This window comes from Pseudomonas putida (assembly GCF_028682475.1).
GTDB lineage: Bacteria > Pseudomonadota > Gammaproteobacteria > Pseudomonadales > Pseudomonadaceae > Aquipseudomonas > Aquipseudomonas putida_AG.
This window is the reverse complement of record NZ_JANHLE010000014.1, coordinates 96278-122982: the sequence shown is the minus strand read 5'-3', so window position 1 is coordinate 122982 and position 26705 is coordinate 96278. Positions and strand designations below refer to the sequence as shown.

Genomic DNA, 26705 nt, shown 5'->3' with positions numbered 1-26705 from the left:
TCAGCAGTCAGCCGACCAATAGACTTTCTTCGACTTCTCCCCTCTCACCCCGAGGTACAGCGCATGAATCGGAAAATCGCATTGATCACCGGCGCCAGCCGCGGCCTGGGCAAAAACACCGCGCAACACCTGGCGGCCCAGGGTATCGACATTATCGGCACTTACCACAGCAAGGCTGAGGAAGCCCAGGCGCTGCTGCAGTCGCTGCAACAAGCAGGTGTGCGCGCCGCGATGCTGGCACTGGATGTCAGCGACAGTGCCAGCTTCGAAAGCTTTGCCGCGCAACTGCGCCAAACCCTCAAGTCGGTGTTTGGCCGCGAGCAGCTGGATTTTCTGGTCAACAATGCCGGTATTGGCATCAACGCAGCGTTCAGCGAAACCACTGAGTTGCAGTTCGACCAGCTGTGCAATATCCAGCTCAAGGGGCCGTTTTTCCTGACTCAACGGTTGCTGCCATTGATCGCCGACCAGGGCCGGATCGTCAATATTTCCACCGGCCTGACCCGCTTCGCCCTGCCCGGCTATGCAGCCTATGCCGCGATGAAAGGGGCCATGGAAGTGCTGACCCGCTATCAGGCCAAGGAACTGGGTGCACGGGGCATTCGCGTCAACATCCTCGCCCCGGGCGCTATCGAGACCGATTTTGGTGGTGGCGTGGTCCGCGACAACGCTGACGTCAACGACTTTATCGCCAGCAATACCGCTCTGGGTCGGGTGGGCTTGCCGGATGACATCGGCGCGGCGGTTGCACTGCTGCTCGGCGAGGGTGGCGGCTGGATCAATGGCCAGCGTCTGGAAGTGTCGGGCGGTATGTTCCTTTAAGCGACCTGCACGCCGCCCAAGGCCTGATGCAGTTGTGCCAGAACAGGCAGTTGCAGGGCCTGAGCAGCAAAACATAGCCCAACCCGGCGGGTCAGTGCCGAACCTTGCCAAGGGCGCCACTGCAGCCCGGGATGGCGCTCGACCAGCGACTGTGGCAACAACGCTGCCCCCAACCCTGCGGCAACCATCGGTACGGCCTGCTGCAGGGAACCGGCCTGCCCGACTTGCTCGCCATTGCCATAGAACGCGAGCAGGCGTTGATGGGAAACGTGCTGCGGACAGGTGATCCAGCGGTCAGTCGTGCTACTGCCAGTGGCCATGGCAAACACGAAAGGCTCCTCCCAGAGCGCCAGGAACAGCTCATCCTCACAGCACAAGGCTTCGACCCCAAGCCGCGCATCGCCGACACAACCGTCGAGCAGGGTCAGTTGTACAGAGGGGACAGCCTGAATGGCCAAGCGGACAAATGCCTCAACCTGACTGGCGGCGATATCTGCTTCTACACCCAGTTGCAGCGGCAGGCGGTCCTGCCCCTCGCGGAAACGTCGGCTCAAGGCCTGCGCTTCAGCTACCAGGCGTTGTGCCTGTGGGTATAACTGCCGGGCCTGTTCACTGACCGCGACACCGCGCGCCTGACGCAGGAATAGCGTGACACCCAGCTCCTCTTCGAGCTGGCGGATGGTGACCGATAAGGTCGGTTGGGCAACGCACAGCCGATTCGCGGCCGAGGTGATGTTGCGCGCCTCGAACACCGCAAGAAACGCCTTGAGATGGCGGATATCCATAGGAAATTCCGATGTCAGCGAGAGAAATAAGCCGTTTTTCAGAACAAATCCAAGCCAATAAACTTGAGCCATTGAAATCAATTATGTCTTGGAGACCACCATGCGCAAACCACTGATTATCATCACTGGCGCCAGTTCGGGTATCGGCGAAGCGACTGCACGCCTGCTGTCGAAAGCGGGGCATCCATTGTTACTACTGGCCCGTCGCCTGGAACGAATGCAAGCCCTGGCCCTGCCGAACTGCCTGTGCCGTGCCGTGGATGTCAGTGACCGCGGGGCCTTTGTCGCGGCAGTGAAAGAAGCTGAAAGCCTCTATGGCCCGGCCGATGCACTGGTCAACAATGCTGGCGTGATGCTGTTGGGGCAGATGCACGAGCAGGCCCCCGATCAGTGGGAGCAGATGCTCGACGTCAACGTCAAAGGGCTGCTCAATGGTATCCATGCCCTTGTAGGCAGCATGATCGAGCGGCGCCAGGGCACGATCATCAATATCAGCTCGGTGGCCGGACGCAAGACTTTCCCCAACCATGTGGCCTATGTCGGCACCAAGTTCGCCGTGCATGGCATTTCCGAGAACCTGCGCGAAGAAGTCGCGGCCCACAATGTGCGGGTGGTGACTATCGCTCCGGGCGCGGTGGAAACCGAACTGCTTGGTCATACCACTGATGCCGGGATCAAGGACGGCTATCAGGCCTGGAAAGCCGAAATGGGCGGCCAGGTGCTCAGCGCCGAGGATGTTGCTGGCGCTATCGCCTATGCCTACCAGCAACCGCAACATGTGTGCATCCGCGAAATCGTCCTGGCCGCTACGCGCCAGGAGCCTTGATCAGCGCTGCACCTGGTCTTCACGCACCTGCACGCTGGCGGTCATGCCTGCGCTCAAGGTCACACCGTCGGGAACCTGGTCCAGTTTGATCCGCACCGGAATGCGCTGGGCCAGGCGCACCCAGTTGAAGGTTGGCTCGACTTCAGCGAGCAACTGACTGTCGGGATTGGCGTTACGGTCAGTGATCCCGCGACTGATGCTTTCAACATGCCCCTGCATGGGCTCGCCGGCGCTCATCAACCAGACCTTGACCGGGTCGCCGACACGGATGCGTGGCAGTTTGGTTTCTTCGAAATACGCCTGGACGTAGAAGGTTGAATCGTCAATCAAGGCCATCACCGGCTGCCCGGCATTAACGTAGTTACCCTCGGCCAGGCGCAGGTTGGTGATGTGGCCATCGCGCGGGGCCTTGAGCTGGCTGCGCGCCAGGTTGATCTCCGCTGCTTTGACCTCGGCCTGGGCCTGGCGCAATTCGCCCCGGGCCACTGCAGCGTTGATCTGCGCGTTCTCACGCAGTTCGGCGCTGATCGCCTGCGGCCCGAGGGCCGCGCGCCGCGAGGCTTCATGCTCGCGCAGACGCAACTGCTGCTGGCGGGTTTCGGCCACCGCGTTGGCCTTCTCCAGCGCCGCCTCGAAGCGATCGCGGTCGATCGACATGAGCAGTTCGCCGGCCTTGACCTGCTGGTTGTCATGCACCTTGAGTTCGCGCACCCAGCCCGACACGTCCGGGGCAATGATCACCACGTCGGCGCGGATTTTCGCATCGCGGGTCCATGGGGTGAGCATGTAGTACTGCCAGAGTTTCCAGCCGGCAAACACCGCCACTGCCACCAGGCACAAGGTTACTGCGATACGTAGCAATGCACGCATGGTCACTCTCCTTACAAAGGCCCAAGTCCCAGGGTTACCAGGGTCAATACACAAATGAACAATGCGCAGTCGAACAACGCCTCATGCCAGACCCAGCGCCCCAACGGGGTCAGGCGCAGCAGCAGGCGAACCGCAGCGGTCAGCACCAGGGCCAACACCACGTAAATCAAAAAAGGGCTGAGCAACACACCGCCCAACGCCCACTCACGCAAGCCCATGAATTTCCTCCTGTCGACGGCACCATTTGCCCCAACTGCGCTGCAACTGCAACACCGCCCCCACCGCCAGGCGCAGCGGATCACTGGGCGGCTGGCGTTGCAGGGCGTCGATGAACGCGGCACTGGCGGCATCCAGACGCTCGCCTCTGCCCGGCGCAGGGCCACGCGCGAGCACGGCTTCCAGTTGCTGTAGATACGCGCGTTCGGCACCTGCCAGCGGCGCCTTGGCAACGGCCAGGCAGTGGCGCAGGTGCAACAGCTCATCACCGATATCCAGGCCATGTACGCCATCGTCCCAACGGCCGCGCTCCTGCTCGGTCAATGCTGCGTAATGCCGCGCCAGCTGCAACAAACGGTCGGCCATGCGGCCACCGAACCAGGTATCGGCGCCGCGCAGCTCGCGGCGGGTCAAGCGCACCAGGTCACTCTGGGTTGCAGCACGCAGACGGCGACCATGCCACGCAGGATTGCGCAGTACCAACAGCTTGAACGCCAACACTGCCGCCCCCACGCCGATCAACATGGCCTGGGCACTGTTGAGAAAAGTCGCAACCTCAAAGCTCATGGCATTGAGCGGCGCCACCAAGACAATGAAGTGCAGGCAGTAGGACGTCGCCGTGGCACCGATACGCGGGTTGGCCATGCCCAGCGCACCAAAGAACAACGGCACGCCCATGGCCATGCAGAGCATGGGAAAACCGCTCCACTGTGGCAGCAGGATCTGCCCGACCACAAACGCCACGGGTATGGCCAGCAGGATCCCGCGCAAGAAGCTCATACCAATCTGCGCGCCGTTCTCACGGCTGGCAAACAGGCTGCAGACCACACAGGTCAGCACCAAGCCACCCGGGGCCGCCGTCCAGGCAGTGGCCAGCCAGAAACTGGCCATGGCCAGGAATGCCAGGGCACTACGCGAACCGAACAACAGTGCCAGCGGCAGATCGCGGTGCGCGGCCAGGCTGTCGGGAACATCCGCCGGTGCCTTGCCCTCCTCTACCGCCCGCAAGGCCTGGGTCGCAGCCATGGCGTTGTCCAGCAGCAAGGTCAGACGCGCCAGACAATAATGTTCGGCCGAGCTGATGCGCTCATCATGTGCAGCATCCCAGACCCGTTGACGCAGGAGCAGCAATCCGGCCTGGTCGGGTGCGGCCAGGGCATCATGCACATCGTCGAGCCAGGGCTGCAGATGCCGCGCCTGGGCCTCGTCCAATTGCTGCCACTGACGCCGCACCGAACGGGCGATGCGCAGGAGGACCAGCAATTTCTGACTCAAACCGCGGATTGCCCTGGCACGCTCTCGGCCAAGACGCCCCTCGAACCAGGCATGTTCACGCTGAGCGTCAACGGCAACGATGCGCCCGAGGATTTCCAGCAAGCCCTTGCGTGCCTGAGCTTCACCGGTCAGGGTCGCACTGGCCGCCTGCAAGCCACTGAGCCAGGCCTGGCGCGCCTGCCCGCCTAGCTGTTGTTCAACGCGCATGGGCCAGAGCAACGCGCTGGTCACCGTAGCGCAGACAATCCCCAGGCAGATCTCGGTACAGCGCGCCACCGCCTGGTCGAACACTGCCAGCGGATGATTGATCGCTGGCAAGGCAATGATCGCCACGGTGTAACCGGCCAGCACGAACGAATAGGCCCAGGCGCTGCGCAGCATGGTCGAACCAGCAGTGCACAAGGCCAGCCACAGCGCCAAAGCCAACAGGAACAACCAGGGTGTCTGCGCGAACAGCCCCATGAACACTACCGACATGGCCGTGCCGACCAGGGTGCCGAACAGACGCGCCAGGCCCTTTTGCAAAACCATGCCAGACAGTGGCTGGGCAACGATAAACGCCGTCATCAGGGCCCAGGCCGGTTGCTCCAGCCCCCAGCGCAGTGCCAGCCACAGGGCCAGGCCACCGCCCAGCAAGGTCTTGATGGCAAATTGCACGGCGAGTTTGTTCGGCGCCAACAGGGCCTGCAAAGTGATGGGCACGGGACGAACCTTGGCTGACTGTGTTGTAACCATAGACAGGAAGAGGTGAAAGAATCAGGAACAGATTATTAGCTAGCTAACTAATAAAAGTCCAGTGCAGCTGAAAGGTTTCTTGCGGACAAAAAAATGGGCGACCGAAGTCGCCCTAAATGCCTTGCGTGCTCGTGTACCGGAAGAATCAGCGCTGTTTGCGCTTGTTCGAGTCCTTCCAGATGAAAATTCCGAATCCGACAAAGAACAGCAGCATCAGGCCGACTGTAATGACTCCAGCGATAACCACATTATCGAAGAACATGTCGGCCTCCATTTGCCTGCACCTGTCTGATGGGCTCAAGGTAACCAATGGAGGGCGAAAGGAAATTGACCGAGGTCAATAGCGCCCGGAACCGGGCGCGCAAGGCGGGTGCAGGCTTGACCTGCATCAAGTTTTCAACGTTTCTTGGGTTTGCCCTTGGGCTTTTTCTTGGCCTTGCCCAGCGGCATGGCCTGTTCGAACGCCTGGCGCACTTCGTTCAGGCGTTTTTCATTGAGGTCGTGGACGCGCCGGGCGCGTTCGGCGCCGAGGTCGATCAGGTTGTCATCTTGGCTCATGGTCTGACTCAGGAAGCGGACTGCGATGCTGCCATAATGAAGGCTGTTGCCTGCGCTGACCAGTCAGAGGACTGCGCTTCAGACTTCAATATCCACCAACAACCCCTGGCGAGGCTGTTCGCCCATCAATGGTGCGACAGGCACGGTGTTGTCAGCGTTGACTTCATCCCCTGGCAACGGTTGATAGAGTTCAGCATCTCTGTCTGACTGGCGTCGCCCGTGCTGGCGGCGCTGCTCTTCACGCAGCAATAGCGCCGATTTTTCCGGGTCTCGATGCTTGAGATCGATCGCCCCCTCACTGGACGTTGGCTGCGCAGGCACCACCGGCTTGATGTCGGGGGTCGGTTTGACCGGGTCCAGTTGTGATGTCACGGGTGCAGCGCTGAGCGGAATGATGGGCGGCAGCATGGGGGAAGATCTCCTGTCGCCACTGTGTCGGCCAGGCAACAGAGGCCTTGAGCCGGCAAGCAAGAATATGAGGGGCTTATCGCAACAACCACTGGCCCGAAGTATAGCGGCAACGGTTTTTGTCGCTGATATTGCTAGACTCTTTGGTCTGCACAGTCCTATCCGTTAAGATAGTCGGCTTTTCAAAGCGGGAGTCAGGCAGTATGGCGCAGCAGTATCAACCGGGGCAACGCTGGATCAGCGACAGCGAAGCCGAGCTAGGTCTGGGGACCGTTCTGGCACAGGACGGCCGCTTGTTGACCGTGCTCTACCCGGCCACTGGCGACACCCGCCAGTACTCCCTGCGCAATGCGCCCCTGACCCGGGTGCGCTTCTCGCCTGGCGACCAGATCACCCATTTCGAAGGCTGGAAGCTGACCGTTCGCGAGGTCGATGATGTCGACGGCCTGCTGGTCTACCATGGCCTCGATGGGCAGAACCAGGCCTGCACGCTGCCGGAAACGCAACTGTCGAACTTCATCCAGTTCCGTCTGGCCAGCGACCGTCTGTTCGCCGGACAGATCGACCCGTTGTCGTGGTTCTCGCTGCGCTACAACACCCTGGAACACACCAGCCGCCAGTTGCAGTCCGCGCTGTGGGGCCTGGGCGGCACCCGTGCGCAGCCCATCGCCCACCAGCTGCACATTGCCCGCGAAGTCGCCGACCGTATTGCCCCACGGGTACTGCTGGCCGATGAAGTGGGCCTGGGCAAGACCATCGAAGCCGGCCTGGTGATTCACCGTCAGTTGCTCTCGGGCCGTGCCAGCCGTGTGCTGATCCTGGTGCCGGAGAACTTGCAGCACCAGTGGCTGGTAGAAATGCGCCGCCGCTTCAACCTGCAGGTAGCGCTGTTCGACGCCGAGCGCTTTATCGAGAGCGACGCCAGCAACCCCTTCGAAGATGCCCAGTTGGCGCTGGTCGCCCTGGAATGGCTGACCGAAGACGAAAAGGCCCAGGACGCGCTGTTCGCCGCTGGCTGGGACCTGTTGGTGGTCGACGAAGCGCATCACCTGGTCTGGCATGAAGAGCAGGTCAGCCCTGAGTATGGCCTGGTCGAGCAACTGGCCCAGGTCATTCCTGGCGTCCTGCTGCTGACCGCGACGCCTGAACAGCTGGGCCAGGACAGCCACTTCGCACGCCTGCGCCTGCTCGATCCGAACCGTTTCCATGACCTGGCAGCCTTCCGCGCCGAGAGCGAGCACTATCGCCCGGTCGCCGAAGCGGTACAGGAGCTACTGGACGAAGGTCGCCTGTCGGCCAAAGCCCATGCCACCATCGAAGGCTTCCTCGGTGCCGAAGGCGAAGCCCTGCTCGCCGCTGTCAACGACGGCGACACCCAGGCCAGCGCGCGTCTGATTCGCGAACTGCTCGATCGCCACGGTACCGGCCGGGTACTGTTCCGCAACACCCGTGCCGCCGTTCAGGGCTTCCCGGAACGTAATCTGCACCCTTATCCGCTGCCAAGCCCCGATCAATACATGGAGCTGCCGGTTGGTGAACACGCCGAACTGTACCCTGAGGTAGCATTCCAGTCTCAAGGCGACACTGACGAAGAAGAACGCTGGTGGCGCTTCGACCCACGGGTCGACTGGCTGATCGACACCCTGAAGATGCTCAAGCGGGTCAAGGTTCTGGTGATCTGCGCTCACGCCGAAACCGCCATGGACCTGGAAGACGCCCTGCGCGTACGCTCCGGGATTCCGGCCACGGTTTTCCATGAGGGCATGAGCATCCTCGAACGTGACCGCGCCGCCGCCTACTTCGCTGATGAAGAATTCGGCGCGCAGGTGCTGATCTGCTCGGAAATCGGCAGTGAAGGCCGCAACTTCCAGTTCGCCCACCATCTGGTGCTGTTCGACCTGCCTGCCCACCCTGACCTGCTCGAGCAGCGTATCGGTCGTCTCGACCGTATCGGCCAGAAGCACACCATCGAACTGCACGTACCGTACCTGCAGAACAGCCCGCAAGAGCGCCTGTTCCAATGGTACGACCAGGCGCTGAACGCCTTCCTCGCCACCTGCCCGACCGGTAACGCCCTGCAACATCAGTTCGGCCCGCGCCTGCTGCCACTGCTCGAAAGTGGTGACGACGGTGAATGGCAGGTGCTGGTCGATGAAGCCCGCGCCGAGCGTGAGCGCCTGGAAGCCGAGCTGCATAGCGGTCGCGACCGCCTGCTGGAGCTCAACTCCGGCGGTGCAGGCGAAGGTCAGGCCCTGGTCGAGGCGATCCTTGAGCAAGACGATCAGTTCGCCCTGCCGATCTACATGGAAACCCTGTTCGACGCCTTTGGCATCGACAGCGAAGACCATTCGGAAAACGCCCTGATCCTCAAGCCGAGCGAAAAAATGCTCGACGCCAGCTTCCCGCTGGGCGACGACGAAGGTGTCACCATCACCTACGACCGCAACCAGGCGCTGTCGCGCGAAGACATGCAGTTCATTACCTGGGAGCACCCGATGGTCCAGGGCGGCATGGACCTGGTGCTGTCCGGTTCGATGGGCAACACCGCGGTGGCATTGATCAAGAACAAGGCACTCAAGCCTGGCACCGTGCTGCTCGAACTGCTGTACGTCAGCGAAGTGGTTGCTCCGCGCGCCCTGCAACTGGGCCGTTACCTGCCACCGGCAGCACTGCGCTGCCTGCTCGACACCAACGGCAACGATCTGGCCTCGCGGGTATCGTTCGAAACCCTCAACGACCAGCTCGAAAGCGTGCCAAAGGCCAGTGCCAACAAGTTCATCCAGGCCCAGCGCGATGTGCTGACGCCACGGATCAACAGTGGTGAAGCCAAGATCATGCCGCGCCACGCCGAACGCGTTGCCGAAGCCCAGCGTCGTCTGGCGGCGGAAACCGACGAAGAGCTGGCGCGCCTGACCGCGTTGCAAGCGGTCAACCCGAGCGTGCGCGACAGCGAGATCGAAGCGGTGCGCAAGCAACGTGAGGAAGGCCTGGCGATGCTGGAAAAAGCTGCGCTGCGTCTGGAAGCGATCCGGGTGTTGGTCGCTGGGTAAATCCGGTCCAGTTCATCGCGGGGCAAGCCCGCTCCCACAGTGATTGTTGTAATCCTGGTGGGAGCGGGCTTGCCCCGCGATGCTTTAGAACGTTGCGCTATTACCCTAATACCCAAATCGTAGCAGTCAAAGTGCCATTAATCCGCCTGGGTTAATGCCCTCTTCCTATACTCCAGCACAAGAGTCTCCAGACAGGCTTTTGGGGGACGAGTGAAAACTCGACGAAGAGGCAGGCTATGGAGTGGCTGGGGCTACAGATGCTCGTCGATCTTCCGGCAAGCGGACAGATGATTCTTGAGTGCCAGTACAACCCTTACCTGGTCGTACTTGCCTTTCTGGTCGCTGGCGCAGGCAGCTTCGCCACCTTGAGCATGGCTGAACGCCTGAACCATGTAGAACAACCCATTGCCCAGCGCCAATGGCGCCTGCTCGGCGCCTGCTGCCTGGCCAGTGGTGTCTGGGCTCTGAATTTCATCAGCATGCTGGCCTTCCAGGCGCCCATTGAGGTGCACTACGACTTCGCCCTGACCGGCTTGTCGTTGATCGTCATGCTGCTGGCCGGCTGGCTGGCGATGAACACCCTGGGCCGCAGTGACCTGCGTGTCCGCCATTTCCTCCAGGCGGCCATCTGCATCGGTCTGGGTATCGCGGCGATGCATTACATCGGCATGTCGGCGATGCGCTCCAACGCCGAACAATTCTATCGTCCGGACCTATTCGCCGCCTCGATTGCAGTGGCCATCATCACCAGCCTACTGGCCCTGTTGCTGGCCCGCTACTTTCGCTATGGCAGCGGCACCCTTCATCAGTTGCTCAAGTACGCGGCCAGCCTGTTGATGGCCGGCGGCATTTTCGCCACCCATTTCACCGGCATGGCGGGCATGACCCTGATCATCCCCAGCGACGCAGTCGTGGTTCTGCCTGGCGCCGATAATAACCTGCAGCTGGGCCTGACAATCGCCTTCATCACCCTGCTGGTCAGCGCCAGCAGTATCAGTGCCGCCCTCTCCGACCAGAAGCTGCAAAGCAAGGAGCACGACCTGCGCCGGGTCAATGTTCTGCTCAGCCAGCTGGATCAGGCGCGGGTGTCGTTGCAGCAAGCCGCTCATTACGACGCTCTGACCAACCTGATCAACCGTCGCGGCTTCAATCAGGTGTTTGCCGAACGCCTTGCGGAGCAGACCACCAATGAAGGCTTGCTGGCGGTGATGTTCCTCGATATCGACCATTTCAAACGGATCAACGACAGCCTTGGTCACGATGCCGGCGATGAACTGCTCAAAGTCATTGCCGGCTATATCAAGGCGGCGACCCGCAGTCAGGACGTGGTGGCCCGCTTTGGTGGTGACGAGTTCTGCATCCTGATCGCCTTGAGCAACCGCGAAGAGGCCCGGCAACTCGCCCAGCGCATCATGCACAAGATGAAAGAGCCGATCGACCTGGCCGGACGGCGCATGGTCATGACCACCAGCATTGGTATCAGCATCTTCCCCGACGACGGCCGCAGCGCTGATGAACTGCTCAAGAATGCCGACCTGGCGCTGTATCAGTCCAAAGGCTGTGGACGCAACAGCCTGAATTTCTTCAACAGCAGCCTCAAGACCCGCGCCACGCTGGAACTGCAACTGGAAGAAGAGCTGCGCATCGCCCTGTTCGAAGAGCGCGGGCTGCGCATTCACTATCAGCCGATTTTCGACCTGCATACCGGTCAGGTGGCCAAGCTTGAAGCCCTGGTGCGCTGGCAACATCCACAGCATGGCCTGCTCAGCCCGGAGCGTTTCATCGGCATCGCCGAAGCCAACGGCCTGATCGCCGACCTTGACCTGTGGGTGCTACGTCATGCCTGTGAAGACCTGGCGCAACTCAATCGTCATGGTTATGGCAGATTGAAAGTCACGGTCAATTGCTCAGCCTTGACCCTTGGCCGCGAAGAACTGGCCAGAGACGTCGAGGACGCCCTGCAGCAGGCAGGCCTCTCAGCCCGCCAGCTGGAACTGGAAGTCACCGAAAACGCGCTGATGGGCAACATTCACAGCACCATCGCCCTGCTCAAGGATATTCGTGCCCTGGGCGTCTCGTTGTCGATCGATGACTTCGGCACTGGCTACTCATCATTGGCCTATCTCAAACGTCTGCCGCTGGACACCCTGAAGATTGATCGTTCCTTCATTCAGGATGTGCCACGCAGCCGACAGGACATGGAGATTGTCCAGGCAATCATCGTCATGGCCCACACCCTGCACCTGCAGGTGATCACTGAAGGCGTGGAAGCCATCGAGCAGTATCAGTTCCTCGCGCAGCAGGGTTGCGACTTCGTCCAGGGCTATCTGCTTAGCCGCGCCGTGCCCATGGGTGAGCTGCGCACCGTCCTCAACCGGCTTGACCAGCGCGACGAGTCGTCGCGGGTCAGCTTCAATCCTTACGCCGGTACAGATCAATCAGTGTCGCCGGATCTTTTTGCAGATAGCCCTGGCTTGCGTGCAGGCGCATCAGTTGTGCGGCCAGGCCACTGACCGGCGTTGCCGAGCCCTGCTCGCGCGAGAATTTCACCGCCGTATCCAGATCCTTGAGCAAGGTCCGCACATGCCATTTGACCGGCTCGAAGCAGCTCTGCGCCATTTGCGGTGCCAGAATCTGCAACGGCCTGGAATCGGCAAAGCCACCGGCCAGGGCTTCAGCAATAAGGCTGGCATCGACACCGGACTGCTCGGCGAGCGCTACCACCTCGGCAATCACCAGGGCGTTGCAGGCCACGATCATCTGGTTGCAGGCCTTGGTCACCTGACCCGCCCCCACCGGCCCCATATGGGTAACCCGTTGGCCCAGGGTCAGCAACACCGGGCGCACGCGCTCAAGGTCTACCGCATCTCCACCGACCATGATCGCCAGACTGCCGGCCTCGGCCCCTGGCGTGCCACCTGACACCGGCGCATCGAGCCAGCTCATGCCACTGAGCGCGGCCAATTCGGCAGCCATCTCCCGGGTTGCAGTCGGCTCCAGGCTGGAAAAATCCACCAGTAGCTGCCCGGCCTTGGCGCCACTGGCCACGCCTTCGGGCCCAAACACCACGTCCCGCACCACCGCCGTATCGGCCAGGCACAAGAGCACCAGATCAGCCGCCTGACACAGCTCAGCCGGCGTCTCTACCTGACGCGCGCCCGCCTCGACCAGCGCGGCACACTTGTCCGGCGAACGGTTCCAGACAGTCAACGGATACCCCGCTGCCAACAAGCGCCGACACATCGGCAATCCCATCAGACCGATTCCGGCAAACCCCAATGAAGGACGTGCAGTGCTCATGAACAGCTCCAGGCAGATTAAAGAAGTTGAAAGATTGGACGATTCAGTTTGCAGGCGTGGCAAGGAAAACTCCTAGAGCACTAGGGCAGACCCCTATCGCTCACGCCAAATGCGCACTGATACAGTCGCGAAACTTATCCAGTGATGGCTCTATGATATCTACTAGAACAGCCACCCACCCCCAGGCAAATGGCGCAAAATGACCTCCAAGACTACTTCTGCCAACGCGGTTTCCGAGCTGACCTCACCCACTCCCGCGTTCAGCGCTCCAGGGCCCAGAGAATTCTACAGCCCGCGAGCACTTAACCCGCAGCAGTACCTGTATTTCACCGAGCCCGACATCCAACGCATCCTCGACAACCTCGACGGCCTGCGCGATCTGGTGTTTCCACCGAGCGTCCACGTCGAAGACGACAGCCAGCTGCGCCTGGATCAGCAATTCCCGTCGGTCTGCCTGATTGGCCTGGGCCGTTGCGGCTCGAACATCGCCCTCGATGTCGCCGAACTTGTATACAACGCCCGCACCTTCTACCTCAACGAATTCAACAACGAAGACCGGCCCGGCAACGAGCCCACCTACAGCCCGGCCCGCTGGATCCGCAACAACCTGCGCCTGGTGCAGAACAAGGGCAGCAAGCCGGTGTTCCTGGTTGAGCCGCTGGTGATGCTGGGCGACCTGGACAAGGACATTGCCGGCCGTATCCGCTTCTCGCGCAAGGGTGAAAAAAGCGGCTTCATTCGCGACTACAGCAAAATGAAGATCATGGATCTCTCGGAAGTCCATGCCGGCGGCGCCGGTAACGCGCCGATCCTCGGCCAGTACCTGGCCAAGATCATCCTCAACAAGGAAACTCATCGTTTTTCCAGCGCCGACTGGAAGCTGATCCACTCGTACCTGATCGACTCCTGCGGGATCAAGGCCAATCAGTCGCGGCTGTACTTCTACATCTTCAGCGCCGGTGGTGGTACCGGTTCGGGCATGGCCTCGGAGTTCGGCCTGGCCCAGCAGTACTCGTACATGAACAAGACCTTTGACACCAAGCCGGCCGACGAAAACGACGGCAAGAGCGGGCACTCGTTCGTCTTCGAACCGATCTTCACCAGCGGCATCTGCGTGCTGCCGAACATTTCCGATCACCGCAGCGAAATGTCCGAGGCCTTGCACATCAACGCCGGGCGCCTGCTGTGCAAGTACCTGTCGGAAGAATGGGACTTCTCCTATAACTTCGACAATGAAGACAGCAGCGAAGCCAGCGTCATGGGGCGCATCCGCCCCTGGAACGCGATGATGCTGATTTCCAACGACATCATGCGTTACGCCGAAGAGAATGATGACGGCAACATCCAGAACATTGATGTCAATGCCATGGAAAAGCACGCCAACCAGTACATCTCCCAGCAGATCTTCAACATTTTGACCGCCCAGGCGGTGACCACCGACTACGACCAGAACTATTTCCGCCGCGCCGGCATCGACATCGGCGAAACCATTCGCCTGGATGCCAACGACCTGTTCATGAGCCTGGCCGGCCCCGTGGCCATTGCCTACGCAGAGTCCGTGGTACCGGAACAGCCGTCACCGAATTCGGATAAATTCAAAGTGTTCGAGAAGGACCAGCCGCGTCTGAACATCGACGACCTGTTCTTCCGCTCCATCGACCTGCCGCACTTCAACAAGGTGACCCAGGCGATCGAGGGCATCAGCCTGTTGCCGATCGAATCCAAGCGCTATCGCGCGGCGCTGGAACAGTACAAGGCCTCCGGTTATGACGCGGCGGCCCTGCACGACCTGCATTTCTTCAAGAATTGTTCGTCGGTGGTGTCGATCGTGTCCCTGCCCAAGGACTACAAGCTGTCGTACATGGACCTGAACCGGCTCAAAACCCACCTCAACAGCCTGTTCCCCAACACCACTCTCAAGCGCTATGCCCTGGTAATCGGCGCGTCGGCAAACCTGTCGCTGACCACCCTGATCGCCAAGAGCCCGTGCCTGTCGGACGACTTCCTGACCTTGATCGTGGCCTTCATCAAACGCTGCTTTGCGCGCAACCCGTACCGCTTCGACGACACCCTGGACAACGCCATTCTCGAATTCATCACCAGCGATACCTTCGATGAAGAACGCATCGATGATTTGCTCAATGAATTCGAAAACCCGGCAAAAATCCTCGATACCAACTGGTATGCGATCAAGCCGATGTACGAGAAGAAGTACCGTGAACTGATCAACGACAAGAGCAAGTTCGTCTCGATCAACGACATTCGCCTGTCGCGCGAGTGCGTGAAGAAGGCAGTGAAATACCTGCGCGAAATCTTCCGTCACCGGATCGGCAAGACCCGGGTGATTTCGCTGAACAGTCATACTGGGAAGGTGGATTACTGATTAGAAGCATCGCGGGGCAAGCCCGCTCCCACAGGGTCAGCCTGTGGGAGCGGGCTTGCCCCGCGATCTGTTACCGTTAACGTTAAGCACACTCAACTGTTACCAACAGCCACCCTCGCTGAACAGCCCCGCGCACCAAAATCTCCTCGCTGCTTGTTTTCGCGCACCAATCTGGGGCGCGCTCAGGCTGGTTTCTTTTCCTGAATCACAATAAACGGCGAAACCACCACCGCCCAGATCTCTGGATCGCGGCTCTGAAGGTCTAGCGCCTGCCCGGCAGACAGCGGGCCAACAGTGCCAGCATTGCGCCATGCAGCGAAGGTTTCACTGCGGTTCTCGGCCATTGCCTGGGCCACTTCGATCAGGTCCAGACTCGCGTCGACCCAAATCAGGTCACCTTTGGCCCAAAAACGCTCCAGGGCTTTCCACTCGATTACTGCGGTCTCGCCGAGCAGTTTGGCATAGAGGGTGCTTGGTTGATCAGTCATGGGTTCCTGCCAGAAATAATTCGACTACTGTAAGAGGTCGGTATTTTTGCAGAAAAACCCGGTTTCAAATAAGTAATTGATCGAAAAGGACTTGAAAGCGAAGGATTGCCACGGGAATCAGGGCAAGACCAAGCCGCTTTCTTGTAAGTTTCTGTCAATTAAGCGACACGCGCCGAATTTGCCCCAGCGGGCCTGCTTTTCAAGCGACGAAGCAGCGCTCTACACTGTACCGGTACAGTTGCCAGGGCAAAATCGGAGCACTCCGGTCCTCAAGCGCTGGCCGCAGGACTATAAAAATTACAACAGAATGAGTGGAGCACTATGAGTAAGGCTACTAAGCAGATTTCCAAGCTGTTTGCCGCAATGGTACTGGCCGGGGTTGCCAGCCATTCGTTTGCAGCCGATACCATCAAGATCGGCATCGCCGGCCCGAAAACCGGCCCGGTTACTCAATACGGCGACATGCAGTTCGTCGGTGCAAAACAGGCCATCAAAGACATCAACGCCAAGGGCGGCGTCGATGGCAAGATGCTTGAAGCCAAGGAATACGACGATGCCTGCGACCCTAAACAGGCCGTCGCCGTAGCCAACAAAGTGGTCAACGATGGCGTTAAATACGTGATCGGCCACCTGTGCTCCAGCTCCACCCAGCCCGCCTCCGACATCTATGAAGACGAAGGCGTGATCATGATCACCCCGGCTGCCACCAGCCCGGACATCACCGCCCGTAACTACAAACTGATCTTCCGCACCATCGGTCTGGACAGCGCCCAGGGCCCGGCCGCCGGCAACTACATCGCCGACCACGTCAAACCGAAAGTGGTTGCTGTGCTGCACGACAAACAGCAATACGGTGAAGGCATCGCCACCGCGGTCAAGAAGACCCTGGAAGGCAAAGGCACCAATGTTGCCGTCTTCGAAGGCCTGAACGCCGGTGACAAGGACTTCTCCTCGATCATCCAGAAGCTCAAGCAAGCCAACGTCGACTTCGTCTACTACGGCGGCTACCACCCAGAGCTGGGCCTGATCCTGCGCCAAGCCCAGGAAAAAGGCCTGAAAGCCAAGTTCATGGGCCCGGAAGGTGTCGGTAACGACTCCATCTCGCAGATCGCCCAGAACGCCTCCGAAGGCCTGCTGGTCACCCTGCCTAAGTCTTTCGATGCCGATCCTGCGAACAAGGCAATCGTTGACGCCATCAAGGCTGACGGCAAAGACCCTAGCGGCCCGTTCGTGTTCCCGGCGTACTCCGCTGTCGAGCTGATCGCCGAAGGCATCAAAGCGGCCAAGTCCGAAGACACCGAGAAGGTGGCTGCAGCCATCCACGCCGGTACCTTCAAGACCCCGACTGGTGACCTGTCGTACGACGCCAAGGGCGACCTGAAAGACTTCAAATTCGTGGTCTACGAATGGCATTTCGGCAAACCTAAAACCGAAGTTTCCCCTCAGTAATCCCGTGTGACTACATGACTAAAAGCCCACTGTGCGAGCAGTGGGCTTTGTTTTACGAGGTTCATGGGCCTGACTCCCGCGATCCGGGGGCAGGTTCACCTGAAAATCTTAAAACCGTCACCAGCGGTTCGCTGGCAGTTGCCGGTGTCGAAGTGGCTCAAGACCACACGACCGGGCCGGGGGCAGCCCCACCAGTGAAATGCGTATCAGGTTTTTAGGAGCGCTGTAATGCCTGAGATCTATCACTTCTTCCAACAGCTGGTTAATGGTCTGACCATTGGCAGCACCTATGCCTTGATAGCCATTGGCTACACAATGGTTTACGGCATCATTGGAATGATCAACTTCGCCCATGGCGAGGTGTACATGATCGGTTCCTACGTGGCCTTCATCGCCCTTGCCGGGCTGGCCATGATGGGTATCGATTCACTGCCGATATTGATGACCGTCGCGTTCGTCGCCACGATCTTCGTAACCAGTGCCTATGGCTACAGTATCGAACGGGTCGCCTACCGCCCCTTGCGTAACAGCAACCGGTTGATCCCGCTGATTTCTGCCATCGGTATGTCGATTTTCCTGCAGAACACCGTATTGCTATCCCAGGACTCCAAGGACAAGTCCATCCCCAACCTGATCCCGGGGAGCATCTCCTTCGGCCCAGGCGGCGCAGAGGAAGTGCTGATCTCCTACATGCAGATCCTGGTTTTCGTCGTCACCCTGGTGGCCATGACCGGTTTGACCCTGTTCATCTCCCGTTCCCGCCTGGGCCGCGCCTGTCGCGCCTGCGCCGAAGACATCAAGATGGCCAACCTGCTGGGTATCAACACCAACAACATCATCGCCCTGACCTTTGTCATCGGTGCCGCCCTGGCGGCCGTGGCGGCGGTACTGCTGAGCATGCAGTACGGCGTGATCAACCCCAACGCCGGATTCCTGGTGGGCCTGAAGGCCTTCACCGCGGCGGTGCTGGGCGGCATCGGCAGTATTCCGGGCGCCATGCTCGGCGGGCTGGTGCTGGGGGTGGCTGAAGCCTTTGGCGCCGACATCTTCGGTGACCAGTACAAGGACGTGGTGGCCTTCGGTCTTTTGGTTCTGGTGCTGTTGTTCCGTCCGACCGGCATTCTCGGCCGTCCGGAGGTTGAAAAAGTATGAACAGAAATCTCAAACAAGCGTTCTTCAGCGCCTTGCTGGTCTGGGCCGTGGCCTTCCCGGTGCTGGGCCTGAAACTCAGCATCGATGGCATCCGCCTGATCGTCCACACTCAAGGGGCCATGACCCTGTGGATCATCGCCCTGTGTTCGGTGCTGATGTTCCTGCGCGTGCTGTTCGACAAACAGTGGAGCGCCGTGATGCGCACCCGCTCGGACCGCAAGCTGATCTCGCCGGCCATGAGCAACTTCCTGACCCTGCCCAGGACCCAGCGCTGGGTGATCATGGGCCTGATCGTGGTTGCCCTGGTCTGGCCGTTCTTCGGCTCGCGCGGTGCAGTCGATATCGCCACCCTGATCCTGATCTACGTTCTGCTCGGGCTTGGCCTGAACATCGTGGTCGGTCTGGCCGGCCTGCTCGACCTGGGTTATGTCGGCTTCTACGCCGTCGGCGCCTACACCTATGCCCTGCTGTCGCACTACTTCGGCCTGAGCTTCTGGATCTGCCTGCCGCTTGCCGGCCTGATGGCGGCAACCTTCGGCTTCCTGCTCGGCTTCCCGGTATTGCGCCTGCGCGGTGACTACCTGGCCATCGTGACCCTGGGTTTCGGTGAGATCATCCGGCTGTTCCTGCGTAACCTCACCGGGCTGACCGGCGGTCCGAACGGGATCAGCAACATCGAGAAACCGACCTTCTTCGGCCTGACCTTCGAACGCAAGGCCGCCGAAGGCCTGCAGACCTTCCACGAGTTCTTCGGTCTGCAATACAACTCGATCAACAAGGTGATTTTCCTCTACCTGGTCGCCCTACTCCTGGCCCTGCTGGCGCTGTTCGTGATCAACCGTCTGCTGCGCATGCCGATCGGGCGTGCCTGGGAAGCGCTGCGTGAAGACGAGATCGCCTGCCGTGCGCTGGGCCTGAACCCGACCGTGATCAAGCTGTCGGCCTTCACCCTCGGTGCCTGCTTCGCCGGTTTCGCCGGTAGCTTCTTCGCCGCGCGCCAGGGCCTGGTGACGCCGGAGTCGTTCACCTTCATCGAGTCGGCCATCATCCTCGCCATCGTGGTACTGGGCGGTATGGGTTCGCAGCTGGGCGTGATTCTCGCGGCCATCGTGATGATCCTGTTGCCTGAACTGATGCGCGAATTCAGCGAGTACCGCATGTTGATGTTCGGTGCGCTGATGGTGTTGATGATGATCTGGCGTCCGCAAGGCCTGCTGCCTATGCAACGTCCTCATATGGAGCTGCGTCGATGAGCCGCGAAATTCTGCAAGTCAGCGGCCTGAGCATGCGCTTCGGCGGCTTGTTGGCGGTCAACGGCGTGGCCCTGACCGTCAAGGAAAAACAGGTCGTGGCATTGATCGGCCCCAACGGTGCCGGCAAGACCACAGTGTTCAACTGCCTGACCGGTTTCTACAAACCCAGCGACGGCACTATCCTGCTCGATGGTCAACCGATCCAGGGCCTGCCCGGTCACGAGATCGCCCGCAAGGGTGTGGTGCGGACCTTCCAGAACGTGCGTCTGTTCAAGGAAATGACCGCGCTGGAAAACCTGCTGATCGCCCAGCACCGACACCTGAATACCAACTTCCTCGCCGGTCTGCTCAAGACCCCGTCCTTCCGCCGCAGTGAGCTCGAAGCGAAAGAGTACGCACGTTTCTGGCTGGAGAAGGTCAACCTGCTCGAGTTCGCCAACCGCCCTGCCGGTACGCTTGCCTACGGCCAGCAACGTCGCCTGGAGATCGCCCGCTGCATGATGACCCGTCCTCGGATCATCATGCTCGACGAACCGGCGGCCGGCCTGAACCCGAAGGAGACCGAAGACCTCAAGGCGCTGATCAGCCTGTTGCGCGAAGAGCACAACGTTACCGTGCTGCTGATCGAGCACGACATGAAGCTGGTCATGAGCATCTCCGACCATATCGTCGTGATCAATCAGGGCACCCCCCTGGCCGACGGTACGCCGGAGCAGATCCGCGACAACCCTGATGTGATCAAAGCCTACCTGGGGGAAGCGTAAATGCTGCAGTTCGAAAACGTTTCCACGTTCTACGGCAAGATCCAGGCGCTGCACAGCGTCAACGTCGAGATCCGCCAGGGCGAGATCGTCACCCTGATCGGCGCCAACGGCGCTGGCAAGTCGACCCTGCTGATGACCCTGTGCGGTTCGCCCCAGGCTCACAGCGGCAGCATCAAGTACCTGGGTGAAGAGCTGGTCGGCCAGCCCTCCTCGCACATCATGCGCAAGAGCATTGCCGTGGTTCCTGAAGGTCGCCGGGTGTTCGCCCGCCTGACCGTGGAAGAGAACCTGGCCATGGGCGGCTTCTTCACCGACAAGGGCGACTATCAGGAACAGATGGACAAGGTCCTGCAACTGTTCCCACGCCTGAAGGAACGCTTTACTCAGCGTGGCGGCACCATGTCCGGTGGCGAGCAGCAGATGCTTGCGATTGGCCGGGCGCTGATGAGCAAACCCAAGCTACTGTTGCTCGACGAACCGTCGCTGGGCCTGGCACCGATCATCATTCAGCAGATCTTCGACATCATCGAACAACTGCGCCGTGATGGTGTAACGGTGTTCCTGGTCGAGCAGAACGCCAACCAGGCGCTGAAAGTCGCCGACCGTGCCTATGTGCTGGAAAACGGCCGGGTGGTGATGCAGGGCACCGGGGAAGCCCTGCTGACCGATCCCAAGGTGCGTGACGCCTACTTGGGCGGTTGAGCCTCTGCAACGCAAACGAAAAAAGGCCTACGGGCCTTTTTTCTTGCCCGCTGTAACGCCTCCCGGGCAGCGGACTCTAGTGCTGCAGGTGAGCCACAGCCAGTGGCACTCGCCCCTTTAACCTACTGGAGTCCCACCATGAACAAAACCATCAGCGCCGCCGCCCTCATCCTCAGCCTGGGTTCTAGCCTGGCCTTCCTGCCAGCCGTGCAGGCCGCCCAGGACATGAAAATGGACAAGGAAGCCAGCATGGAAAAGGACATGAAAATGGATAAGCACATGTCCGGCGACAAGATGGACATGAGCAAAGACAAGATGGGCAAGGACGACAAGATGATGAAAGGTGAAAAGCACGACGGCAACATGATGAAAGATGCAAAGCACGACGACAAAATGTAATCCCTACAGCGTCTGCAACGCCTGGCTGCTGCGCTTGAACCAGCGCAGCAGGTAGTCGGCCAGTACCTGGACCCGTCTGGGCATCCTGCCCTGATACGGATGCACCAGAAACAACGGCACACTGCGGGTCTGGTAGTCACGTAGCAACCACTGCAAGCGACCGTCGGCAAGCTCCGCATGCACCATGTAGGAAGGCAGCCTGGCGATGCCGGCCGCGAGCAATGCAGCTTGCTTGAGCAAGCTGTAATGATTGCTGGCAAAACTGCCGGCGACCTGCACCCGCAGCAGTTCATGCCGCTGGTGATACAACCATTCTTCCCGCCCGCTGTAATGGCTGTTGAGCAAACAGCGATGAGCGCTCAACTCAGCCGGCGTGCGCGGTTCACCATGACGCTGCAGATAGACAGGACTGGCACAGGTCAGCTCCTGCATGGCCAGCAGCGGGCGCGCAACCAGTCGCGCATCGTCCTGAACCGCAGTACGAATGGCCAGATCGAAGCCGTCCGCCAACAGATCCCGGTAACCATTGTTCAGCTCCAGTTCCACCTGCAGGTCTGGATAGTCGACGGCAAACTCCAGCAGCAAGCCTTCGAAGAACGTCTCGCCCAGCGACACCGGCACCGTGACCCGCACAGGGCCAGCCAGTTCGTCCTTGAGCATGGCCAGGGTCTGACGCGCCCCCTCCATTTGCCGTACCAGCGCCTGGGCCTGGGGCAACAACATGGCACCCGCTGCGGTCAGACTCAGGCGCCGCGTGGTGCGGTGCAGCAGCTTCACTGAATGACTGGCCTCCAATGCACTGATGCGCTTGGACAGCTGCCCTTTGCTCCACCCCAGTTGTTGCGCGGCCTGGGTGAAGCTGCCGGCATCCATCAATACGGCGAAAGCCGCCAGATCATCCAGGTCGCTCATTGATTGTTTCCAGATGAAAACCAAAGGTTGCCTATTAGCACGCTTATCCGCAGAAAAATCCACCCTAGACTTGAGCCTTGTCCCCAACAAACTGCGAGGAACGGTTCAATGAAAATCCTGTTGATCGGCGCCAACGGCACCATTGGTTCGGCGGTGGCCAAAGAGCTGGAGCAACGTCATGAGCTGGTGCGTATCGGCCGCAGCAGCGGTGACTATCAGGTCGATATCAGCGACAGCGCTTCGATTCGCCGCCTGTTCGAGCAGACCGGGCGTTTCGATGCCCTGGTCTGCGCTGCCGGTAATGTCACCTTCGCAGCGCTGGACGAGATGACTGAAGAGCACTTTGCCCTGGGCCTGAACGACAAGCTCATGGGCCAGGTCAACCTGCTGCTGATCGGTCGCGAGTTCATCAACGACGGCGGCTCGTTCACCTTCACCACCGGCATCACCAGCCATGATCCGATCCGTACCGGTGCTTCGGCCAGCCTGGTCAACGGCGCCATTGATGCCTTCGTCAAGGCCGCAGCCATCGAGTTGCCCCGTGGCCTGCGGGTCAATTCGATCAGCCCCAACGTACTGGTCGAAGCCATGCCGGCCTACGCCCCGTATTTTCGTGGCTTCAAGCCAGTACCGGCGGCTGAGGTGGCGCTGGCCTACGCCAAGAGCGTCGAGGGCCTGCAGACCGGCCAGACCTATCACGTCGGCTGAAGCCTTGTGATCGGCGGCCAGCCTGCGTAACGTGGCGGCACCTTTCGGTAGAGCCCTGGAGATTGCTTGATGCGTGCCGCCCCCTCGTTGTTGCTTGTCGCCCTGTTGCCGCTGTTCGCCGGCTGCCAGATGCTGGCGGAAAAACCGCAGCCAGCCTCTACCGCCGGCATGACCCGGATGCAGGGCGAATTGACTGCCAAGGGTGGCCAACTGCTGTTCAAACCTTGCACAGAAAATCGCCACTTTGCCGTCTTCGATAGTGGCAACACCGGTCTGTTGCAGGAAGCCGCCGCCCTGGCCGGCGAACCGGGCACGCTGTTCGCGGATATCAGCGGCAACCTTTCCGCCAGCCAGAAAGCCGGTAACGACGGACAATTGAATGTCCAGCGTCTGTACCGGGTCGAACATTCCAGCAGCGCCTGCAGCGATCCCAACTTCAAGCGCCTGACCGTGCGTGCACACGGTAACGAACCGGACTGGGACCTCAAAGCCAGCGGCAAGGGCATGGTCCTGACGCGCCCGGGCGTGCCGGAACTGGCCGTGCCGTTTCTGGAAGAACAATTGCCTGATGGACGCTTCAGCCTCAGCACCGAGGCCAACGGCCAACGCGTTGACCTCTGGGTCGCTCCGCAACGCTGCGTCGACAGCATGAGTGGCGCCGTCAGCCACCTGAGCGCCGAGCTGCGGGTGAACGGCCAGACCCTGCGCGGTTGCGCCTATTACGGCGGCTCGCGCAACGACTGATCATCGGCGCCTGCGTTTATCCTGCCTGCAAAGGCGGCGAACAGCTTATACTTGGCGGTTTGTGTAAAGCCGCCGGCCGTTCATGGCCGGGATACTGGACCCTGCCATGTTACGAATCACCGAACTGAAGCTGCCGCTGGATCATCCTGATGAGGCCCTGCGCGAGGCCATCGTGCAACGCCTGGGGATCAGCGACGACCAGCTGCTGGACTTTACCCTGTTCAAGCGCAGCTATGACGCCCGCAAGAAGAACAGCGAAATGCTGTTCATCTACACCATTGACCTGACTGTCAGCAACGAAACCGAACTGCTGCAAAAGTTCGCCGACGACCACAACATCAATGTCGCGCCGGATGTCAGCTACAAGGTGGTCGGTCAGGCCCCTGCCGGCCTGCAAGAGCGCCCCATCGTGGTCGGCTTCGGTCCGTGCGGGATTTTCGCCGGCCTGCTGCTGGCGCAGATGGGCTTCAAGCCGATCATCCTCGAGCGCGGCAAGGAAGTGCGTCAGCGCACCAAGGACACCTGGGGCCTGTGGCGCAAAAGCGTGCTCAACCCCGAATCGAACGTACAGTTCGGTGAAGGTGGCGCCGGGACCTTCTCCGACGGCAAGCTCTACAGCCAGATCAAGGACCCGCTGCACCACGGCCGCAAGGTGCTGCACGAGTTCGTCAAAGCGGGCGCGCCGGAGGAAATCCTCTACGTCAGCAAGCCGCATATCGGTACCTTCCGCCTGACCGGCATGGTCGAGAACATGCGCCACGAGATCCACGCCCTCGGCGGTGAAGTGCGCTTCGAAGAGAAAGTCACCGACCTGCTGATGGACGACGGCCAGCTCAATGGCGTGGTACTGGCCAGCGGTGAGCAACTGCACTCGCGGCATGTGGTCCTGGCCCTGGGCCACAGCGCCCGTGACACCTTCCGCATGCTGCATGCCCGTGGCGTGTTCATGGAAGCCAAACCGTTCTCCATCGGTTTCCGTATCGAACACCCGCAATCGCTGATTGACCAGGCACGCCTGGGCAAATACGCCGGGCACCCGAAACTCGGCGCGGCGGATTACAAACTGGTCCACCACGCCAAGAACGGTCGATCGGTCTATAGCTTCTGCATGTGCCCGGGCGGCACCGTGGTCGCGGCCACCAGCGAGCCGGGCCGGGTGGTTACCAACGGCATGAGCCAGTACTCGCGTAACGAGCGCAATGCCAACTCCGGCATCGTCGTCGGCATTACCCCGGAGCAGGACTATCCGGGTGGCCCGCTGGCAGGTATCGAGTTGCAGGAACAACTCGAAGCCCATGCTTACGTGCTCGGTGGCAGCAACTACCAGGCGCCGGCGCAGCTGGTCGGTGACTTTGTCGCTGGCCGGCCTTCCACCGCCCTGGGCAGTGTCGAGCCGTCGTACAAGCCCGGCATCAATCTCGGCGACCTGGCCCCGAGCCTGCCTGACTTCGCCATCGAAGCCATTCGTGAAGCCTTGCCGGCATTCGACCGCCAGATCAAGGGCTACAACCTGCATGACGCGGTGTTGACCGGTATCGAAACCCGTACCTCATCACCGCTGCGTATCACCCGTGATGCCAGCATGCAGAGCCTGAACCTCAAGGGCCTGTTCCCGGCGGGTGAAGGTGCAGGTTATGCCGGCGGAATTCTCTCGGCGGGTGTCGACGGGATCCGCATTGCCGAGGCGGTGGCTCGCAGCATGCTGGGCCTGGAAGGCTGATAGCGCAATCGCGGGGCAAGCCCGCTCCCACACCGACGGTGGGAGCGGGCTTGCCCCGCGATGCGCTTCAGATCCCTGCGCGCAATACCGTCTCAGGCAAAGCCTCACCGCGCTCCACACAGGCTGTTACCGCCGCGATCAATCCCGGCAACTGATATCCCTGCGCTACCAGCCAGTCCTGGTCGTAATAGGTGGTCGCATAACGATCGCCGCCATCACACAGAATCGCCACGATCGATCCCTCCTCCCCCGCCGCTCGCATCTGCCGTGCCGCCATCAGCGCACCGATCAGGTTGGTACCGCTCGAACCGCCCACCCGACGCCCCAGGCGTTCAGCCAGGTAATGCATGGCCGCCAGTGACAGTGCATCGGGCACTTTGATCATGGCGTCGATCACCTGAGGCAGAAACGAGGCTTCTACCCGTGGCCGGCCAATGCCCTCGATTCGCGATCCACAATCGAGCAACAACGAACGGTCACCGCTGGTATAGCTGTCGAAAAACACCGAGCGCTCGGCATCGGCACACAGCACACGGGTGGCATGCTGGCGATAGCGCACATAGCGCCCAAGTGTCGCGGTCGTACCGCCAGTGCCGGGACTCGAAATCAGCCAGGCAGGTTCTGGATGTCGCTCGAAACGCATCTGGGTAAAGATCGATTCGGCAATATTGTTGTTGGCACGCCAGTCGGTGGCGCGCTCGGCATAGGTGAACTGGTCCATGAAGTGACCGCCGGTTTCCCGCGCCAGGCGCTCGGACTCTGCGTAGAGCTGCGTCGGGTCATTCACCAGGTGGCTCTGACCACCATAGAAGGCGATCTGTGCAATCTTTTCCTGAGAGGTAGTAGCGGGCACCACGGCGATGAACGGCAGACCGAGCAAGCGCGCGAAATAGGCTTCGGAAATTGCCGTCGAACCGCTGGAAGCTTCGATCACCGGCGCCCCCGGACGCAACCAGCCGTTGCACAGGGCATACAGAAACAGCGACCGCGCCAGGCGATGCTTGAGGCTGCCGGTGGGGTGGCTGGATTCGTCCTTGAAGTACAGCTCCACCTCGGGAAAACCCGGCAAGGGCAGCGGGATCAGGTGCGTGTCGGCACTGCGCTGGAAGTCAGCTTCGATGATGCGGATTGCTTCACGTGCCCACTGGCGGTGATCGTTCATGGTCCAGTCCCGAAAAAGATCGTT

General features: G+C 60.6%; 25 protein-coding genes. 14 read left to right on the top strand and 11 right to left on the bottom strand.

The features are described 5' to 3' along the window. The first annotated feature begins 63 nt into the window (after positions 1–63). Positions 64–822: an SDR family NAD(P)-dependent oxidoreductase gene (locus NPS47_RS14055; protein WP_274295503.1), complete on the top strand. Its 759-nt coding sequence runs from the start codon at positions 64–66 to the stop codon at positions 820–822. Here the strand turns inward: NPS47_RS14055 and NPS47_RS14050 are convergent. After that, positions 819–1607 (bottom strand): LysR family transcriptional regulator, encoded by a 789-nt coding sequence (locus NPS47_RS14050; RefSeq protein WP_274295502.1) that lies wholly within the window; start codon positions 1605–1607, stop codon positions 819–821. The genes NPS47_RS14055 and NPS47_RS14050 overlap by 4 nt on opposite strands. 100 nt (positions 1608–1707) lie before the next feature. On the opposite strand from NPS47_RS14050, the gene NPS47_RS14045 reads away from it, so the two are divergent. After that, positions 1708–2433 (top strand): SDR family oxidoreductase, encoded by a 726-nt coding sequence (locus NPS47_RS14045; RefSeq protein ID WP_274295501.1) that lies wholly within the window; start codon positions 1708–1710, stop codon positions 2431–2433. On the opposite strand, the gene NPS47_RS14040 is transcribed toward NPS47_RS14045, so the two are convergent. The 6 genes from NPS47_RS14040 to NPS47_RS14020 form a co-directional block, all read right to left on the bottom strand. Then, a complete protein-coding gene (locus NPS47_RS14040) occupies positions 2434–3303 on the bottom strand; it encodes an efflux RND transporter periplasmic adaptor subunit (RefSeq protein ID WP_274295500.1) in 870 nt (289 codons plus the stop codon). Positions 3304–3314: 11 nt separating this feature from the next. After that, positions 3315–3521 (bottom strand): DUF1656 domain-containing protein, encoded by a 207-nt coding sequence (locus NPS47_RS14035; protein WP_038607973.1) that lies wholly within the window; start codon positions 3519–3521, stop codon positions 3315–3317. Continuing rightward, positions 3508–5496, bottom strand: a complete 1989-nt coding sequence (locus tag NPS47_RS14030) for an FUSC family protein (RefSeq protein ID WP_274295499.1) — start codon at positions 5494–5496, stop codon at positions 3508–3510. The genes NPS47_RS14035 and NPS47_RS14030 overlap by 14 nt, the downstream gene beginning before the upstream one ends. Before the next feature lie 178 nt (positions 5497–5674). Continuing rightward, a complete protein-coding gene (ccoM, locus tag NPS47_RS25645) occupies positions 5675–5791 on the bottom strand; it encodes a cytochrome c oxidase subunit CcoM (RefSeq protein ID WP_038616278.1) in 117 nt (38 codons plus the stop codon). A gap of 134 nt (positions 5792–5925) precedes the next feature. Next, a complete protein-coding gene (locus tag NPS47_RS14025) occupies positions 5926–6087 on the bottom strand; it encodes a hypothetical protein (RefSeq protein ID WP_010221101.1) in 162 nt (53 codons plus the stop codon). A 78-nt stretch (positions 6088–6165) separates the two neighbouring features. Continuing rightward, a complete protein-coding gene (locus NPS47_RS14020) occupies positions 6166–6495 on the bottom strand; it encodes an aspartate-semialdehyde dehydrogenase (protein ID WP_274295498.1) in 330 nt (109 codons plus the stop codon). A 203-nt stretch (positions 6496–6698) separates the two neighbouring features. On the opposite strand from NPS47_RS14020, the gene rapA reads away from it, so the two are divergent. Both rapA and NPS47_RS14010 read left to right on the top strand, forming a co-directional pair. Continuing rightward, on the top strand, positions 6699–9545 hold the full coding sequence (gene rapA, locus NPS47_RS14015) for an RNA polymerase-associated protein RapA (protein WP_274295497.1): 2847 nt from the start codon (positions 6699–6701) through the stop codon (positions 9543–9545). A 236-nt stretch (positions 9546–9781) separates the two neighbouring features. Continuing rightward, entirely contained in the window at positions 9782–12058 is a 2277-nt protein-coding gene (locus NPS47_RS14010; RefSeq protein WP_274295496.1) for a putative bifunctional diguanylate cyclase/phosphodiesterase, read from the top strand. Here NPS47_RS14010 and NPS47_RS14005 read toward each other — a convergent pair. Next, the gene (locus NPS47_RS14005) at positions 11958–12845 is read right to left on the bottom strand and encodes an NAD(P)-dependent oxidoreductase (RefSeq protein ID WP_274295495.1); all 888 of its coding nucleotides are present in this window, start codon (positions 12843–12845) and stop codon (positions 11958–11960) included. The genes NPS47_RS14010 and NPS47_RS14005 overlap by 101 nt on opposite strands. 199 nt (positions 12846–13044) lie before the next feature. Here NPS47_RS14005 and NPS47_RS14000 point away from each other — a divergent pair, with 199 nt between their 5' ends. Beyond that, positions 13045–15228 (top strand): hypothetical protein, encoded by a 2184-nt coding sequence (locus NPS47_RS14000; RefSeq protein WP_274295494.1) that lies wholly within the window; start codon positions 13045–13047, stop codon positions 15226–15228. Positions 15229–15410: 182 nt separating this feature from the next. Here the strand turns inward: NPS47_RS14000 and NPS47_RS13995 are convergent, their stop codons facing one another. Then, positions 15411–15716, bottom strand: coding sequence for a DUF2288 domain-containing protein (locus NPS47_RS13995; RefSeq protein WP_274295493.1), 306 nt, complete (start codon positions 15714–15716; stop codon positions 15411–15413). A 321-nt stretch (positions 15717–16037) separates the two neighbouring features. Between NPS47_RS13995 and NPS47_RS13990 the strand changes: the two genes are divergently transcribed. The 6 genes from NPS47_RS13990 to NPS47_RS13965 all read left to right on the top strand — a co-directional run bounded on the left by NPS47_RS13990 (position 16038) and on the right by NPS47_RS13965 (position 21435). Beyond that, complete coding sequence (locus tag NPS47_RS13990; RefSeq protein ID WP_274295492.1) at positions 16038–17165, top strand: branched-chain amino acid ABC transporter substrate-binding protein; 1128 nt, start codon at positions 16038–16040, stop codon at positions 17163–17165. A gap of 228 nt (positions 17166–17393) precedes the next feature. After that, complete coding sequence (gene livH, locus NPS47_RS13985; RefSeq protein ID WP_028943524.1) at positions 17394–18317, top strand: high-affinity branched-chain amino acid ABC transporter permease LivH; 924 nt, start codon at positions 17394–17396, stop codon at positions 18315–18317. Continuing rightward, positions 18314–19570, top strand: a complete 1257-nt coding sequence (locus NPS47_RS13980; protein WP_274295491.1) for a high-affinity branched-chain amino acid ABC transporter permease LivM — start codon at positions 18314–18316, stop codon at positions 19568–19570. Before livH ends, NPS47_RS13980 begins: the two co-directional genes overlap by 4 nt. Beyond that, on the top strand, positions 19567–20334 hold the full coding sequence (gene livG / locus NPS47_RS13975; protein ID WP_274295490.1) for a high-affinity branched-chain amino acid ABC transporter ATP-binding protein LivG: 768 nt from the start codon (positions 19567–19569) through the stop codon (positions 20332–20334). The genes NPS47_RS13980 and livG overlap by 4 nt, the downstream gene beginning before the upstream one ends. Then, positions 20335–21036 carry an ABC transporter ATP-binding protein gene (locus NPS47_RS13970; RefSeq protein WP_274295489.1) on the top strand — a complete coding sequence of 234 codons (702 nt, stop codon included), beginning with the start codon at positions 20335–20337 and terminating at the stop codon, positions 21034–21036. It abuts the gene before it with no gap. A 138-nt stretch (positions 21037–21174) separates the two neighbouring features. Then, positions 21175–21435: a hypothetical protein gene (locus tag NPS47_RS13965; RefSeq protein ID WP_274295488.1), complete on the top strand. Its 261-nt coding sequence runs from the start codon at positions 21175–21177 to the stop codon at positions 21433–21435. 3 nt (positions 21436–21438) lie between these two features. Here NPS47_RS13965 and NPS47_RS13960 read toward each other — a convergent pair whose 3' ends face one another. Next, positions 21439–22347: a LysR family transcriptional regulator gene (locus NPS47_RS13960; RefSeq protein ID WP_274295487.1), complete on the bottom strand. Its 909-nt coding sequence runs from the start codon at positions 22345–22347 to the stop codon at positions 21439–21441. Positions 22348–22455: 108 nt separating this feature from the next. Here NPS47_RS13960 and NPS47_RS13955 point away from each other — a divergent pair, with 108 nt between their 5' ends. From NPS47_RS13955 to NPS47_RS13945, 3 genes are all read left to right on the top strand, one after another. Then, positions 22456–23055, top strand: coding sequence for a short chain dehydrogenase (locus NPS47_RS13955; protein ID WP_274295486.1), 600 nt, complete (start codon positions 22456–22458; stop codon positions 23053–23055). Positions 23056–23124: 69 nt separating this feature from the next. Further along, positions 23125–23799 (top strand): COG3650 family protein, encoded by a 675-nt coding sequence (locus NPS47_RS13950; protein ID WP_274295485.1) that lies wholly within the window; start codon positions 23125–23127, stop codon positions 23797–23799. 106 nt (positions 23800–23905) lie between these two features. After that, complete coding sequence (locus NPS47_RS13945; RefSeq protein WP_274295484.1) at positions 23906–25519, top strand: NAD(P)/FAD-dependent oxidoreductase; 1614 nt, start codon at positions 23906–23908, stop codon at positions 25517–25519. Positions 25520–25586: 67 nt separating this feature from the next. On the opposite strand, the gene NPS47_RS13940 is transcribed toward NPS47_RS13945, so the two are convergent. Beyond that, positions 25587–26681 carry a PLP-dependent cysteine synthase family protein gene (locus NPS47_RS13940; RefSeq protein ID WP_274295483.1) on the bottom strand — a complete coding sequence of 365 codons (1095 nt, stop codon included), beginning with the start codon at positions 26679–26681 and terminating at the stop codon, positions 25587–25589. Positions 26682–26705: the final 24 nt, after the last annotated feature.